A 15,862-nucleotide genomic window follows, 5' to 3' on the forward strand; every position below is an offset into this window, starting at 1 on the left:
GCGGTCGCGTAGGCCGACTAAAGCTCCCTGAAGTGAGACTTGTAGGTGCGGTCCGGATTCGACCGAATCCATTGCCATGCCCGCTGCAGGTTCTCCAATCGTGCTGCGATCTTTGGAAACGGCATAGTTTCAGCATCCTCAGGGAAAGTTCGAGGCAGAATTGCAGCGTCGCCACCTTCCATCATCAAAGTGGCCGCTCAGTCGGTTAAGGCGGTTCTTGTTCTCGCCCGCTACCAGCAGCAACGAATATTACTAGATGTGAAAGTCATGCGCGATGGAATCGCACGCCCGCGCTACGACCTTGAGAATGATTGTCGGTAGCGGGAAGTCCTTGTCGCCCGAACAACCAAAATGAGCCTGTAACCGTGAATGCGTCAGGTGCTGGCAAGGGCCGGTCTGAAGCGGACATTCGAAGAACACTCAACCCTCCCCAAATAGTCGCACCGCGACCATTCAGCATGTCCGACACCAGCGCACTCTGGCATTCCCGTCTTTCCAGAACGCGTGCACCACATATCAATTCAATCGATGGCCATGGCGCACCACGCAAGGTGACATCAGCGTGTGGTGCCTGTTCGAGCTTGCCTGGATCACCAGTGCAGTTCTCCAGCCCCCAAGTTCCACCACTCGGCCGCCGACACGGATTTGGCGGTCCTGCACTTCCAAGGTCAGCAGATTTGGGCGATTGATCGCCGTGCCTTGGCTGACTCGGGCGCTAAGTGGTTTTTCGCCCTCGGTCGCCAGCCACCATCCGCCCAGATTGGCGCAGGCGGAGCCGGTGCCGGGGTCTTCACTGAGGCTGGTTCCGTCAGCCATCCAGAAATAGCGCGCTTCGAAGCCCTCCGGGGTGCGGGCGAACACATAGGCCTTCGCCTGACCCGCGCAGTTCGTGCTGAATTGCGCTACCAGCGCAGGATTCGGCCGGCAGGCATGCACGTATTCGACGCTGGCAAGCGGAATCATCGGTTGTTCTGTGCCGCAATTCACCCACATGGCCGGGCCGGCGATGGCTTCCTCGGGCAGGTTCAGCATGGCGGCCAGTTCGGCCGGCGTGGCCGTCATCGGCCGATAGGTGGGCGGATTCGCCGATAAGGTCCAGCGCTCGCCCTCGGCCCGCACCGGGATCAGCCCCGCCTGCATCTCCAGCTCGAAGTCGTCACCGGCACCAAACATTTCGCGCACGACTTGCGCCGAACCCAGGGTCGGATGACCGGCGAACGGCATTTCATAGCTCGGGGTGAAGATGCGGACTCGGGCGACGGCGCGCGCGGATGGCAGCAGGAAGGTGGTTTCCGATAAATTGAATTGACGGGCTACGCGCTGCATGTCGGTGTCGGACAAGCTGCTGCCGTCTTCGATCACGGCCAAAGGGTTGCCGCCGAAGGGAGTTTCGGCAAATACGTTGAGTAGGCGGTAGCGCAGATAGGGCATGATTTTTTCTCAGATAGTTTGCAGTAATTCGTCTCGCAGCAAGAGTCGGCCGACCGATGCCGCCAGCGTCGATTAAAGCATAGCTTTCTTGTCAGGAAACTCCGTGAAGATCGATCGGCAGCGCAGGCGAAGACGCCACATAATCAATAAAATCAGGAACACGAGGCTTCGCTCGTTACCTCAAACTACTTTCCCGTTCTGCGCCGGGACGTCAGGTCTTGTACAATCTGGCACGGCGCGGCATCGAAGTCGATCTGTTGCCACAAGCGTAGGCGCACGGCCTGCCGCTGATGGCGTATTCACCGATCGGACAAGGGCGATTGGCCGAGTCGCCGGAACTGGCGCGGATCGCCGCCAGGCATGGCGTGACGGCGGCGCAAGTAGCCCTGGCGTGGGTGCTGCGCCAGCCGGGCGTGATCGCGATTCCCAAGGCGGCGACGCTGGGCCATGTGCAGCAAAACCGCGCCGCGCTAGATCTGAAATTGACGCCGGAAGATCTGGCGCAACTGGATCAGGCGTTTCCATTGCCGGACGGGCCGCAACCGCTTGCCATGATTTGAACGGGCAACCCGACTTGGCGCTTAAAACACTGATACAGGTTTAGCGCAGCTCGTGGATTCCCGGGGCGCCGCGCCAATAGTCGAACGGGCGGCGTCAGACCCGCTGCACCTTTTCAAAATAGACACCGCGGCAGTCCATCTCATATTCCATTTCAGCTACCGGCGGTCGCGTGAAATGCCAGGTCAGGCCGGCGTGCATGGCGCCCCGGGCGCCGAGTTCCTCGGCGATGAATGGATGAATGTCGTGCACGGTATAAAGCTGCGCGGCTGTCGTATCCGACCAGTCGAATCCGAGCACGGCCATGCGTCTTTCCATTTCACCCAGTACCCACGCGGCCTTGGCGCGCAAGCCCGCCACCGACAGGTCTCCGCGACGGATGATGTGGTCCTGGTAGTTGCCCTTGCCTTCTGGCGCTTCGGCACTTCCCGCGATCACGAACGAAGGCTTTGCATCCTGCTCCGGGACCGTGTACGAGAATGCGTGGAGGCTGGGATCGCCCGGCGGATTCAGCGCGGGACAGACGTTGCTGCGCGCCACCGGGTTGCTGGTTCCGTCAAAAATATCCCAGCGCGCAAGGGTGCCGGTATAGATCCGGTTGAAGGCCTCAAAACCCGCTTCATCAAACGGCGCGGGGGAGCGCAATTCGCAAGCGCAAAATGCCGTCAAGGGACGTCCGGCGGCGCGCAGAATTGCCTCGATGCGACGAAAACCCTCATTCAGCGGAACCGGCTTGCTGAACTGGACCCGCTCGATGCGGTATCCGGGTTCGGCGGCAACGCCTCCCGAGTATTGAAAGACGGCAGGGACGAATCGATAGTTGCCTGCGGCAAAAACCTGAGCGCTGGACATGATGAGTTTCCTTATGACAGTTCGAATAATTGCTGGGATGGGCGGACTGGCAATTCAGCCGGCGAGATCGCACTTGCGCGGTGCAGCTTCACGGTCGATGCCTGCGTTTCATTCCGTCCACCGGGATTCATGCGATGGCAAGTGCGGTGAGTGCACCAGCAAGCGCGCGGGCGCCGTGAACCAGATCCGCTTCAGCGGTATCTTCGGCGGGATTGTGGCTGATGCCGCCAAGGCTGGGGACAAACAGCATGGCGGTGGGACAAACGTCGGCCAAGTACATCGCATCGTGGAAGGCGCCCGACCCCAGGCGGCTGGACGGCACGCCGCACTCGCGCACCGCGGCGTCGAGCCCCGCCAGCACTTGAGGATCGAAAACGGTGGGAGCGCGCCGCATCAGGTTGCGCATGTCGCAGCGGCATTTTCCGGCGCCCGTCTCGACGATGGACTGGAACGCGGTTTCAAGTTGCTCGAGCACGGCTTCATCCGGATGGCGCAGGTCGATCGTGAACAGGACCCGGTTCGCAATGGTGTTGATCGAGCCTGGAGCCACTTCGAAACGGCCGACGGTGACGCGCAGTGCCTCATCGGCGCGGCGCTCAACCACCTCGCCGATTTGGGTAACAAGGCGCGCGGCCGTCATCAGCGCGTCCTGCCGCGCGGCATGCGGCGTGGTGCCGGCATGCGCGCTGCTGCCGTGAACGGTGATCTCGAACCAGCGTACGCCCTGTATTCCCGTGACCACGCCCAGCGTATGGCCGCCGGCCTCCAGCACCGGACCCTGCTCGATATGCGCTTCCAGATAGGCATGCACCGGGCGCCCGAGCGCAACTCGCGTGGCATGGGATGCTGCCTGCAGCGCGGCATCGCGCGCGGCTTCAAAACTGATGCCTGCGCTGTCGCGCGCCTGGAGAAAACCGGACAACCGGGACGGCTCGGCAAACGCGCTGGAACCCATGGCGCCGGGCTTGAATCGCGATCCTTCCTCATTGGTCCAGACAGCGACTTCAAGCGGCCTGCGGGTGCGGATGCCCGCGTCATCCAATGCGAGCATCACTTCCAGCCCGGCGATGATGCCGTACGCGCCGTCGAGCCAGCCGCCTATCGGCTGGGTGTCGATATGGCTGCCGGTCATCACCGGCGCCAGGCTCTCGTCGTCTCCGGCGCGCCGCAGAAAGAGATTGGCCGCATCGTCGACCAGCCAACGGTAATGCGCAGCGCTAAAGCGGCTGCGCAGCGAGCTGCGGGCATCGAGATCGGCGGCGGTCAAGGCCTCGCGCGCAATGGCGCCGCCGCCCAGCGCGCCGAACGTCGCCAGGTCGCGCTGCATGCCGATCAGGCGCTCGGGCTTGACCTGCGCCATCGCGGCCCGCGCGTCGTCATGCATGCCCCCGGTCGAGCGCAGGACAGGCTGCTTCATGCTACAGCCCCCGCCGTCAGCGCAGGCATGAGATACGCTTGGCGACAGATTCGCCTGATCAGCAATGCCATGTCGTTCCGCCTCAAAACAGCAGGTTCGGCATCAGCATGCTCAACGCCGGCACATAAGTGACGATCACCAGTGCCACCAGCATGAGGCCGATCATCGGCAGCGAAGCCCGGAACACTTCGTACAGCGTCATCTTGGCCACGCCCATGGCAACAAACAGATTCAGGCCGACCGGCGGCGTCAGCATGCCAACCGACAGGTTGACCAGGGTGATGATGCCGAAGTGAATCGCATCCACGCCAACCTGGGCGGCAATCGGCTGCATCAGCGGCGACAGGATGATGATCGCCGAAGCACTGTCGAGAAAACATCCCGCCACCAGCATGATGAGGTTGAACAGCAACATAATCACGACCGGGGAATCAGTGCCGGAAAGCACCTGGGTCGCAAGCTGCGTGGGGGCGCCGGTGCTGGCCAGAATCCAGGAAAATGCCGAGGCGCCCGCGGTGATCAGCAGCAGCGTGCCGGACAGCAGGCCGGTGTTGCGCAGAATCTCCAGGCAATCCCGCATGCTGATGCTGCGATATACCAGCGCGCCGACGATCCAGCCATACAGGCAAGCGGATGCGGCCGATTCGGTCGGAGTGAACACGCCGCTATAGATGCCGCCCAATAGAATCACCGGCAAGCCCAGGCCCCAGGCCGAGCGCTTGAACGCGTGAAAGATCGACTTGAACGTGGGAAAAGGATCGCGCGGATAGTTGCGCCGTATCGAATACCAGCAACTGTAGGCGATCAGAAGCCCGCCAATCAGCAGCGCCGGCAGCAGGCCCGCAGCAAACAGCTTGCCGACCGAGGTGCCGGTGACCGAGCCGTAGATGATGAGTGCAATGCTGGGCGGCACGATCGGACCCAGCGTTCCGGCCGTGGCGATCAGGCCGATCGAAAAGTATTTGTCGTAACCGGCGGCGACCATGGCCGGATACATGATCGTGCCGATCGCGATCACGGTGGCCGGACTGGAGCCGGAAATCGACCCGAAGAACAGGCAGGCGAGGACCGTGGCGGCGGCCAGGCCGCCCGGCAGCCAGCCGATCAGCGCCTTGGCCAATTCGATCAGGCGGTCGGACAAGCCGCCGATGCGCATCAATTCCGCCGCCAGAATGAAAAACGGAATCGACATCAGGGAGAAGTTGTTCATGCCGGAGAACATGCGCATCGGCACGACCAGCGGATCAACGCCTCCGAAAAAATGCAGCGCCGCGGTGACCGCGAGCGCCAGCGAGGCGAAAATCGGCAAGCCGAACAGCAGAAGGCTGAAAAAAATAGGAACGAGAGCGGATACCATCAAATTCTCTTTTTAAGTCACGCTAATGTTCGCAACGGAAGAACTGCTCTCAATTCCGCGCGCAAGATTACTGAACACCGAAAGGTAGCGGATCACCATGAACACGCCGGCAACCGGAATGATCAGATAGATGTATGCCACCGGTATCTGCATCGCCGGGGAAAGCTGCCCCATGTCGGATGTGTTCAGGTACAGCCTCGATCCGTAATAGATCAGCGTGCCCGCAAATACCACGCCGAGACTGGCAGCGACGTATTTCAAATTGCGGGCCGCGCGGGGACCGACGAAGGCGTACACCGCCTCGACGGAGATGTGAGCCGAGTGCCGCACTCCCATGCTCGCGGCGAGAAAGCTCATCGAGATCAGCGAATACAGGATCAGCTCTTCCGACCAGTACAGCGAGTTGTTGAATACGTACCGTGCCACCACCTGGATGATGGCGACACTGGTGGCGATAAAGATCAGTACCACCACCAGCACGTTCTCGATACGGTCGACGATCTTGTTGAGTGCTTCAATCATGTCAGTCCCCCAGGCAACGGCTTATTTGCCTGCGGCCGCCTTCATGGCGCTTTCCAGTACTTCCGGCGTGATGCGCTTCTCGAATTCCTTGTAGATCGGCTTGGATTTCTCGATGAACGCGGCACGACCCTCGGGCGTCAGCTCCTGGATCTGGATCTTGCTCTGGATCTCCTTGCGAATGCGGACGTCCTCTTCGTCGGTCAGCTGGCGCGCGTAATCGCGGCCGGTATCAAAGGCGGCGCGCACGACCTTCTGCAGATCGGGAGGCAGCGACTGCCATGCCTTTTTATTCATCACGGCGGCGTAGGTGTGGTAGGTGTGGCCGGTCAGCGTCATGTACTTCTGTACTTCATAGAAGCGCATCGAAGCAATATTGGCGAACGGGTTTTCCTGTCCTTCGACCACGCCCTGCTGGAGACCGTTGTACACCTCGGTATACGCCATCGCGGTCGGGTTGGCGCCATAGGCACGGTAGGTGGCGAGAATTGCCGGCGCCTGCAGCGTGCGCATCTTGATGTTCTTCAGGCTATCCGGGCCGGTGATCGGACGGACGTTGTTCGTCATGTGGCGAAAGCCCGCGCCCCAGTAGTTGACGCCGTACAGGTTGCTCTTGTCGAGCGACTCCAGCAACTGCCGGCCTACCGCGCCGTCGAGCACGCGCTTGACCGCGTTCATGTCGGTCATCAGGAATGGCAGGTCAAACAGGTACATCTTCTGCTCGAAGTTCGCCAGATTGCCGGTTGGAGGAATCGCAATCTGCACCACATTCATCTGCGTCTGCTCGATGATCTCGACGTCGCCGCCAAGCTGAGCCGCCGGGCGGATATTGATCTGGATCCGTCCCTTGGAATTGCGCTCGACTTCCTCCTTGAACTTGATCGCTGCCTTGGCGTTCGGCGTGTTCTCGGTCAGAACGTGCGCAAACGTGAAGTTGAAATCGGCCGCGTTGGCCGCACCGGCGCTCAAGACGCCGAACACCGATGCCAGCGCGATATGTTTCCAGCTATTTTTAAACATGTAGTCTCCTTGGTTGACTAGGGTGAAAAACTGATCAGCGCGTGTGCGGCGCCGATCCGAGAAGTTGGATCCCGTTGCCGAGATGCCTTTCCATCGCCGCCGCCATGCCGAGCAGACGCGGCTCGTGCATCGGCGGTGCAATCAGTTGCATGCCCACCGGCATGCCGTTGGCGTCGAGGCCGACCGGCATGCTGAGCGCGCACCAGCCAAACAGGTTGACGATCGAGGTGTTGCGCAAGGTGAGCAGATTCGCCCGGCCGTAGGCGGCCATCTCGCCGATGTCGGCAAGCAGCGGCGGCGAGATCGGGACGGTGGGCGTCAGCAGCACATCGACGCCAGCGAATACCGCCGCCGCGCGCAGGCCGCTTTGCTGTAGGACCGCCTTGCGCCGCAGGTATTCCACCGACGACACCTGGTCGGCTCCTTCGACGCGCGCGCGCACCACCGGATCGAGACGCGCGATTTTCTCGGGAAAGTTCATCTGCATGTAAGCAGCGAGTTCCGATGCCGCCAGACCGCCCTTGCAGAAGATGTCATACACCTCGTCGCACAGGGGCAGGGACAGCCGTGTGACTTTCGCGCCGGCACGAGAGAGGCTGCCGATGGCATTTTCAATCGATGCCACGATGGAGGGGTCGGCATCGCTCCAAAAGAAATTATCTGGAACCCCAATGCGCAAACCGGACAAGGACTCAGGCTCGACCACCGGTGCCGCATGCGCACTCAATGCAGGATCGATCGCCGAGAAGCTGTACACCAGATCCTCCACCGTGCGGCACAACAGCCCCGGGGTATCGAGGGACGACGATAGCGGAACGATCCCCTGATTCGACCAGCGCCCGTAGGTCGTCTTGAGTGCGACCTGCCCGGTCAGCGAAGCCGGAATCCGGACCGAGCCGGCGGTGTCCGTTCCCAATGCGAGCAGCGCGCTGCCCTGCGCCAGCGACACCCCCGCGCCGGAACTGGAGCCGCCAGGCACGCGAGCGCCTTCCGCCGACCAGGGGTTGAACGGCGTCCCCCAGTGCGCATTGACACCCAGGCCGCCAAAGGCAAACTCGACCGTATGCGTCTTGCCGACGATGGCGCCGATCTGGCGCATCACCTCCTGGACGACCGGCCCCGCTTGCCGATAAGCCTCGGGCAATTCGGTATCCGAACCGGCGAACACCGGCAATCCCGGCACACCGTATAAATCCTTGACGGACACAGGAAGACCCATCAGGGGGCCCAGATCCTGGCCCTGATCCAGCAACAGGTCGGCCGCCTGTGCCTGCGCCCGCGCGCCTGCGCCGTTCCAGGTCTTGTAGGCATTGAACTTCGGCTCATGACGCTGAAAACGCGCCTCGCATTCCTCGATCAACTCGACGGCGGCGAGCTTGCGCTCCCGTAGGCGACGGGCGTAGTTCGCCATGGATACATATGCTGTGCTCATCAGTGATTCTCCCTTGAGCCGGCAAACCCTTGCCTGTCAGCGTGCGCGGTATGGCACTTGAGGCGACAGGCGGTTTAACGGCAAATCGACAATAATTGTTCTGTGATCTCGACCATCTGGATCAGGTGTGGATCGGCACCCCGGTACCGAGTAGCTCGGGCACGCTTCAGGCGTGGTCTGGATTCGCTCGGGGGTTGAGGTGTCGGCGCTGTGGCCTATTCCAGCGGATTGGCGAGCCAGAGCGGATTGACCAGCGTGTGCTCCTGCGTATCAACGCGGTAGTTTCCGCCATCGATGACGATGAAGCGGTCGCCCTCGCCTAACGCGATCAAGCTGTGGTGCCATGTTCCGCGATGCAGGCTGACTCCCTGGCCAGGAGACGTAACGAACGCCGCAATGCCGTCCAGCTCGGGAGATTCCGCCCCTGGCGCCACCACCAGCGCAAACCGGTGCATTCCGAGAGGTACGAAAACTTGGCTGGATTGCCGGTGCCGCTCGAGTTTGGCAATTTGCAGCGGAAAGCTGCGGGCGCTCGACACATATACGCCAATCTTCGGCTTGGCGGCATCGGCATTCAAATCCAGCGCCGCCAGATCCGAATAGCGCCTGGTCGTGCCATCGTTGATCATTTCAGGCGCAACACCGTTCGGGTCGATCAGCATACCGAAGCGGGCAAAGCCTTCCGCAGTCAGCGGCTGGCATGAAACATGCCGCCTTTGAGGGCTCGCCTCGTCCATGTCAAACCTCATCACTTATCCCCCTGGCCCGTGCTTTGCTGTTGTTCCAGCCAACCCAGGCCATCTCGGGAAGATTATCAATCGGCTCTGTACCTGCCCCATTGGAGCGGCAGTCGGCTCGGACATTGCCGAGCGCCTGTTACACCCTGAGGTCACGCCCCATACCGGGAACAAGGTCAGCCTGGTATTCTTGTTGTCGCACAACTTACTGCGGCAACTTAGTCCATATAATGGAATTATTATTTATCCAAAGAGTAAAATCATCATAGGTTGAGCGGCATCTACGAGTCAACCTCATTCCATTTCATTCCACTATATGGACATTACAGGAGGGGGTGCCATGCATCCATCGCTCAATTCGTCTGGCACGCAGACTGTCAAGCGCGCAATTCGGGCGCTCAAGCTTGTTGCCGCCCACCCTGCCCCCGGCATTCGTCTGGTCGACTTTGCCGAACAAATGGGACTCGAGCACCCCACGGCGCACCGACTGTTGAAGTCGCTGACTGAGGAAGGAATGCTGACTCAAGACCCGAAATCGCGCCGCTATAGTCTTGGCGCGCTGGTTTTCGAGCTGGGACTCGCGGCCGCGCATCAGTTCAATCTGCGCGATATTTGCCAACCGGTGCTAAGCGCGCTTTCCCAAGCGACGGGAGACACATCCTTTCTATTCATACGCAGCGCCAACGATGCCGTCTGCATCGCCCGCTCGGTAGGTACGTATGCGATCCAGACGCCGGCCGTGCCGGTCGGCGCACGCCAGCCGCTGGGCGTCAATGCGGGTGGCCTCGCGCTGCTCAGTACGCTGCCCTATGCTGAAGTGACGGAAATCATCAACGCCGTCGAACACCGTCTGAGCGCGTATGGAGACCTCGACGCCGGGCAATTGCTTGATCACTGGAGACGCGCCAGTCTTGCCGGCTACGCCTTGATCGGCAACTTCGCGGCGCCCGGCGTGACGGCGGTGGGACTTCCTGTGCTGAACGAAAACGGAACGCCCATTGCGGCGATTTCGGTAGCGGCGATCAGTACGCGCATGGTCGAATCGCGCGTTGCCGACATTCTTCCTTTGCTCCAGCACGCTGCCCGGGACTTGACCGGGCTTCTGCGTCAGTAGCTCTGCCTTGCCGAGCCTGACCGCGGGGGGATCCGCAGGCACCCTGCCGCGCCTGCCGGTATCTCACACCGCCGCACCAAACAGCTTGCCGACGCCGGCGGTCAGCCCCATTGCGAGTGCTCCCCAGAAAGCCACACGGATCGCACCCCTGGCGACCGACGCGCCACCAACATAGGCGGCGATTGCGCCCAGAATGGCCAAAGTGACCAGCGCGGTCGCGGATGCAAGCTCGGTCACCCAGGCTGTCGGCGCCAGCAATACAGTGACGATTGGAACAATGGCGCCGACCACAAAAGACAGTGCCGAGGCGAGCGACGCCTGAATCGGCCGCGCCCGCAGAGTCTCGGTAATACCGAGTTCGTCACGGGCGTGCGCTCCAAGCGCATCACCGGACATCAGCTTTTCCGCCACCATCCGCGCCAGCGGTTGATCGAGACCCCGGCTCACATAAATTGAAGTCAGTTCCGCGAGTTCGCGCTCGGGATGCGCTTCCAGTTCCCGCCTTTCCCTTTCCAGATCGGCGTTTTCGGTATCGGCCTGCGACTGAACCGAGACATACTCGCCGGCCGCCATCGACATCGCACCAGCGACCAGGCCGGCGATGCCAGTAAGCAGAATGCTGCCTTGTGACGCTCCGGAAACTGCAACGCCGACCACCAGGCTTGCGACCGAAATGGTTCCGTCATTGGCGCCCAGCACCGCCGCTCGCAGCCAGCCGATTCTGTCTGCCTTATGAAATTCAAAGTGTCCGTGCACCATTGCATGAGTCTCCTGATAAGCCAATGTTGAACTTCAACCGATCCGGAAGCAGTCGGCTGCCGCAGGCAGGCCTTGCACCCGATTTCACTGGAAGCTTGTGGATGATCAAATTGTAGCGGGCCAAGAGAGCCGATATTCGACTGGCTGAGTGCAGAGTCATGCCCGGCTTCAATGTAATCGAAGCGATCGGATTGGTATACCGTTGGCTTGATTGCGTGGCGCGGGAAAATTTTGACGCTGCATCCGATCGAATCCGGCGTTTTGCTCCAGGGAGGCATCATGTACGGCCCATACGACCATGGCTGGATGTTCGGGGGAGGCGGCATGCTGATCGGCGGCTTGTGGATGCTGTTGATGTGGGGCGTGCCGCTGTTGGTGATTCTTGCACTGCTGAAATACCTGTTCGCCAAACCGCGCGGCCCCGGCGAGCGCGTAGACAAACCGCAGCAACCGCAGACGGCGTCGGCGCTCGATCTTCTGAAGGAAGCCTATGCGCGCGGCGACATCAGCCGCGAAGAGTACCTGCAGAAGCGGGACGACCTCCTGGAAAAATAGCGGAAACAAGGACCCGCAGGCGCGGCGACTCGACCCGCGCTTTTCAGTCCTGCGGACGCTGCCGGAAAGATCGGCGCGGCACACGAAAAAAGCCCGCCATCGCGGTCTGATCAGACGGGCGATTCCTATTTCTTCAGGCACTCACTCATGAATTTCTTGCGTTCGTCGCCCTTCATGCCGGCAGCCTCCTTATTGCATTGCGTCATCTTGTTCTGCTGGGTATTGCCGGCGGACGCCGGTTTTGCGGACAGGCAGTTTTTCATGAAGGCTTTGCGCTCTTCCCCTTTCATGCCTGCGGCATCCTTGTTGCACTGAGTCATTCTCGACTGCTGGGCGGTGGGTGCCGCGTCGGGCGCCGCGGTTTGGGCCAAGGCGGAATTGAAGAGAAGAAAGGACGCGCAGGCGGCAAGTGCAAGTAACTGTTTCATGGTGGGCTCCCGGCGGTTTTTGCCGCCTGGCGGTGCAGCAAAAGCCTGGTAGAACGACTGAATTGGTGCCGGTATATTTCCCAACCGCCGGCTCCGGTGGTAGCTATTTCAAAGCTAGGGGCGTTCCGAAGAACATGACACATGCTATCAATCTGATATGACGGCAGTTTGACGTGGCGCAGCCGGGAGCATAAAAAACGGCTTATCTTGCGACAGCGGCCAAATCGGGTTCATGGATTCCAGGCAAGCGCAACAACCGTGTCTGTGATCGGTCAAACTTTTTTCGATGGCTGGTTTAAGGTAGGCATTCGTGGCTTGCCTTGGCCAATGCGGCGAACGGTTGGCGGCGCCCTGCCGCCCCGCATAAAGAAACTGATGCGAAAAGTACTTCTTACCCTCTGTAGCGCGTTGCTGGTCAGCCTGCCGGGCTGCGGGGAAATGGCGACCTTGCCGGTCGAGGCAGGAATCGGTCCACACCCGGTGCTGCCGCCGCCGCATCCGACCTGGATTCCGACGATCCATATCGCCACAGCCAAGGGCTGGCCGGCAGGCGGCAGGCCGACCGCCGCCGCCGGCCTCTCGGTTGCCGCCTACGCCAGCGGCCTGGATCATCCGCGCTGGCTCTACACCTTGCCCAACGGCGACGTCCTGGTGGCGGAAACCAATGCACCGCCGAAACCCGAGGACGCCAGCGGCATTCGCGGCTTCGTGATGAAGCATGTCATGCAACGCGCGGGCGCGGCGACGCCGTCGGCCAACCGGATTACCTTGCTGCGCGGCCTCGACGCCAACGGCGCCGCGAAAGAGCGTTTCGTGTTTCTCAAGGGCCTGAATTCGCCGTTTGGCATGGCTTTGGTCGGCAACGATTTTTATGTCGCGAATACCGATGCGATCCTGCGCTTTCCGTATCGGGAAGGCCAGACCGAGATCACCGCGCCCGGCGTCAGGCTGGCCGATTTGCCGGCCGGCCCGATCAACCACCACTGGACCAAGAACCTGATCGCCAGCCCGGATGGCGCGCACTTGTACGTGACGGTCGGCTCCAACAGCAATGTGGCCGAGAACGGCATGGACAAGGAAACCGGGCGCGCCGCGATTCTGGAAGTCGACCGTGCCAGCGGCAGGAGCCGCCTGTTCGCATCCGGCCTGCGCAACCCCAACGGTCTGGCGTGGGAACCGAAGACCGGCGCCTTGTGGACCACCGTCAACGAGCGCGACGAAATCGGCAGCGACCTGGTGCCGGACTACATGACGTCGGTCAAGGACGGTGGTTTTTACGGCTGGCCGTACAGCTACTATGGCCAGCACGTCGATCACCGGGTGGTGCCGCCGCGCCCCGACTTGGTGGCGCGCGCCATGATTCCCGATTACGCGCTGGGGGCGCATACCGCCTCGCTCGGCCTGACCATCTATGACAAGGATCTGTTACCCGGGCAGTACCGCGGCGGCGCCTTCGTCGGCCAGCACGGCTCGTGGAACCGCAAACCGCGCAGCGGCTACAAGGTGATCTTCGTGCCCTTCGCCGCAGGCCGCCCGGCCGGCCAGCCGCAAGATATCTTGACCGGATTCCTGAGTCCGGACGGCGACGCCTATGGCCGCCCGGTCGGGGTCGCGGTGGATCAGGCTGGCGCCTTCCTGGTGGCCGATGACGTCGGCAACGTGGTCTGGCGCGTCACGCCGGCGGCGCCCTGAACTTCATTCCTGGTGGCGCACGGGAAAGGCCGGCAAGGCTACTTGAGAGGGCACCAAATTCCACGCATACGCCATCTATCCGACATCTCTGCGCTCCGCACCGTCACCGAATCTGCCGTGGCCCTATCGTGACCAGCGCGATGCCGCCCAGAATCGCTGCCGATGCGATGAACAGGTCCCAGGTCACCGGTTCGCCGAGGAAGGCGATGCCGCCGATCGCGGCCAGTACCGGTACGCTCAATTGGACCGTGGCGGCGCTGGTGGCACTCAGTTGCCGCAGCACCGCGTACCAGAACACGTAGCCGACACCCGAAGCCAGCGCGCCGGATACCAGGCCGTACAGAACGCCGGCGCGGTCCAGCACGACCGTCGGCAGCAGGAGCAGGTTCAGCGCAAGGATGAACGGTGTCGCGCGCGCAAAATTGCCGGCCGTGACGCGCACCGGATCGATCGCGCCTTTCGCGCGCAGCGAATACACGCCCCACGCGATACCGGCCACCGCCATCAGCAGCGAACCGTGCAGCGGCGGCGCTGACAACCCCGGCAGCAACAGGCCGACCAGGCCTAGCAGCGCGATTGCCAGACCAAGGATTTGGCGGCCGCTCAGCTTTTCGCCATTCCACAAACCATAGCCGATCATCGTCGCCTGCACCGCGCCGAACAGCAGCAGTGCGCCGGAGGCGACCGGCAGGCTGACATACGCAAACGAAAAGGCGGCAACGTAGGCGAACAGCGCACAGCCGGAAGACCAGTTGCCGGCGCTGGCGATGCGTTCCGAGCGCGCCCGTACGATCAGCCACAGCACCAGCGCGCCACTGCAGATCCGGATCGATGAAAAGCTGGCAGCATCGATTTCGGTCTGGCGCAGGGCGAGCCGGCACAGCAGCGAATTGCCGGCAAACGCCAGCATCGAGAGCGTGGTGAACAGAAATATCTGCAGGCGCGACATGGGCTTGGGTTGCGGCGAACGATTGCGCTGGCGGTTACCGCCTCTTTCAGCTACTCCAGGACTGAATCTAAAATCTCGCAATCAAGTACTGCAACTTTTTAGCATACTCCAACTTTTATTGGAAAAATTACCGGACCAGAAGGTGGCGCGCCGCGCAGCCCTTTAAGGTTTGAACATCGAATTGATATCGGCGTAGCCGATTGCCTGATCGGCAAAGGTAAACGTGCCATGCTCGCGCATTTCACGCGCGGCCCGCAAGAACGCACCGAGCGCCGCGCGCGACAAGGCGCTGCCGGTACTGATGCGCTTGACACCAATGGCGGACAGGCGGTCCACGCTCAACCCCGGCAATCCCATCAGCACGTTCACGGGCCGATCGACCGCGCTGACTACGGTGGCGATGTCCGCCTCGCTGCGCAAGCCGGGTGCGTACAGCGCGTCGGCGCCGGCTTCCTGATAGGCCTGCAGCCGCTTGATGGTGTCGGCCAGGTCGGCGCGGCCATGCAGGAAATTCTCGGCGCGGCCGGTCAATGTGAACGGAAATGGCAGTGCGTGCGCCGCTTCCGCCGCAGCGCGCATGCGTTCGACCGCCAGTTCAAACGGATAGATCGGCTCGCCGGCACGGCCGGTCGCATCTTCGATCGAACCGCCGACCAGGCCGGCGGCAGCGCCCAGGCGGATGGTCTCTGCTGCCGCTTCGGGCGCATCGCCAAAACCGTTTTCCAGATCGGCGCTGACGGGCAGATCGGTCGCCGACACCAGCGCCGCGATGTGCTCGAGCGCCTGCTCGCGGCTAATGGTGTTGTCGCGCCGCCCGAGCGAAAACGCATGGCCGGCGCTGGTGGTGGCCAGCGCCTCGAAGCCAAGCGCCGCCAGCAAGCGCGCGGTGCCGACATCCCACGGGTTGGGAATGACGAACGCGCGCTCCCGTTGATGCAGCGCGCGAAAGCGTGCTCCTTTTTCGAATTGAGTCGGCATGGCGTCCCTCGTGGAAGTTTGGCGTGAGCTAGCTTGCTATATATACACCAAATTTCGAGGGCGG

The 15,862-nt window shown here is 61.8% G+C and carries 15 protein-coding genes and 1 pseudogene; 4 read left to right on the forward strand and 12 right to left on the reverse strand.

Annotated elements, in window-relative coordinates:
- Positions 1-516 precede the first annotated feature (516 nt).
- On the reverse strand, positions 517-1,431 hold the full coding sequence (locus ACK2VC_RS03235) for a PhzF family phenazine biosynthesis protein (protein ID WP_486732157.1): 915 nt from the start codon (positions 1,429-1,431) through the stop codon (positions 517-519).
- Between the two features lie 212 nt (positions 1,432-1,643).
- Here ACK2VC_RS03235 and ACK2VC_RS03240 point away from each other — a divergent pair.
- Positions 1,644-1,991: pseudogene (locus tag ACK2VC_RS03240) on the forward strand (aldo/keto reductase); the annotation flags it as partial.
- Positions 1,992-2,085: 94 nt separating this feature from the next.
- On the opposite strand, the gene cnbZ reads toward ACK2VC_RS03240, so the two are convergent.
- The 7 genes from cnbZ to ACK2VC_RS03275 form a co-directional block, all read right to left on the reverse strand.
- Positions 2,086-2,841, reverse strand: a complete 756-nt coding sequence (cnbZ, locus tag ACK2VC_RS03245; protein ID WP_486732158.1) for a 2-amino-5-chloromuconate deaminase CnbZ — start codon at positions 2,839-2,841, stop codon at positions 2,086-2,088.
- 127 nt (positions 2,842-2,968) lie between these two features.
- Positions 2,969-4,258 (reverse strand): M20 family metallo-hydrolase, encoded by a 1,290-nt coding sequence (locus ACK2VC_RS03250; RefSeq protein ID WP_486732159.1) that lies wholly within the window; start codon positions 4,256-4,258, stop codon positions 2,969-2,971.
- Positions 4,259-4,340: 82 nt separating this feature from the next.
- The gene (locus tag ACK2VC_RS03255; protein ID WP_486732160.1) at positions 4,341-5,615 is read right to left on the reverse strand and encodes a TRAP transporter large permease; all 1,275 of its coding nucleotides are present in this window, start codon (positions 5,613-5,615) and stop codon (positions 4,341-4,343) included.
- 12 nt (positions 5,616-5,627) lie between these two features.
- A complete protein-coding gene (locus ACK2VC_RS03260; protein ID WP_486732161.1) occupies positions 5,628-6,137 on the reverse strand; it encodes a TRAP transporter small permease in 510 nt (169 codons plus the stop codon).
- 21 nt (positions 6,138-6,158) lie between these two features.
- Entirely contained in the window at positions 6,159-7,154 is a 996-nt protein-coding gene (locus ACK2VC_RS03265; RefSeq protein WP_486732162.1) for a TRAP transporter substrate-binding protein, read from the reverse strand.
- Positions 7,155-7,188: 34 nt separating this feature from the next.
- A complete protein-coding gene (locus tag ACK2VC_RS03270; protein ID WP_486732163.1) occupies positions 7,189-8,586 on the reverse strand; it encodes an amidase in 1,398 nt (465 codons plus the stop codon).
- A gap of 215 nt (positions 8,587-8,801) precedes the next feature.
- A complete protein-coding gene (locus ACK2VC_RS03275) occupies positions 8,802-9,335 on the reverse strand; it encodes an ureidoglycolate lyase (RefSeq protein ID WP_486732164.1) in 534 nt (177 codons plus the stop codon).
- A gap of 328 nt (positions 9,336-9,663) precedes the next feature.
- Between ACK2VC_RS03275 and ACK2VC_RS03280 the strand changes: the two genes are divergently transcribed.
- Complete coding sequence (locus tag ACK2VC_RS03280; protein WP_486732165.1) at positions 9,664-10,437, forward strand: IclR family transcriptional regulator; 774 nt, start codon at positions 9,664-9,666, stop codon at positions 10,435-10,437.
- Between the two features lie 63 nt (positions 10,438-10,500).
- On the opposite strand, the gene ACK2VC_RS03285 is transcribed toward ACK2VC_RS03280, so the two are convergent.
- Positions 10,501-11,196, reverse strand: coding sequence for a VIT1/CCC1 transporter family protein (locus ACK2VC_RS03285; protein WP_486732166.1), 696 nt, complete (start codon positions 11,194-11,196; stop codon positions 10,501-10,503).
- A gap of 279 nt (positions 11,197-11,475) precedes the next feature.
- Between ACK2VC_RS03285 and ACK2VC_RS03290 the strand changes: the two genes are divergently transcribed.
- Positions 11,476-11,751, forward strand: coding sequence for an SHOCT domain-containing protein (locus ACK2VC_RS03290; RefSeq protein WP_486732167.1), 276 nt, complete (start codon positions 11,476-11,478; stop codon positions 11,749-11,751).
- A gap of 125 nt (positions 11,752-11,876) precedes the next feature.
- Here ACK2VC_RS03290 and ACK2VC_RS03295 read toward each other — a convergent pair whose 3' ends face one another.
- Entirely contained in the window at positions 11,877-12,179 is a 303-nt protein-coding gene (locus ACK2VC_RS03295) for a PsiF family protein (protein ID WP_486732168.1), read from the reverse strand.
- A gap of 375 nt (positions 12,180-12,554) precedes the next feature.
- Here ACK2VC_RS03295 and ACK2VC_RS03300 point away from each other — a divergent pair, with 375 nt between their 5' ends.
- Positions 12,555-13,871 carry a PQQ-dependent sugar dehydrogenase gene (locus ACK2VC_RS03300; RefSeq protein WP_486732169.1) on the forward strand — a complete coding sequence of 439 codons (1,317 nt, stop codon included), beginning with the start codon at positions 12,555-12,557 and terminating at the stop codon, positions 13,869-13,871.
- Positions 13,872-13,974: 103 nt separating this feature from the next.
- Here ACK2VC_RS03300 and ACK2VC_RS03305 read toward each other — a convergent pair whose 3' ends face one another.
- Positions 13,975-14,820 (reverse strand): DMT family transporter, encoded by an 846-nt coding sequence (locus ACK2VC_RS03305; RefSeq protein ID WP_486732170.1) that lies wholly within the window; start codon positions 14,818-14,820, stop codon positions 13,975-13,977.
- 162 nt (positions 14,821-14,982) lie between these two features.
- Entirely contained in the window at positions 14,983-15,798 is an 816-nt protein-coding gene (locus tag ACK2VC_RS03310) for an isocitrate lyase/PEP mutase family protein (protein WP_486732171.1), read from the reverse strand.
- Positions 15,799-15,862: the final 64 nt, after the last annotated feature.

The sequence above is a fragment of the Herbaspirillum sp. WTB6 genome, assembly GCF_057457785.1.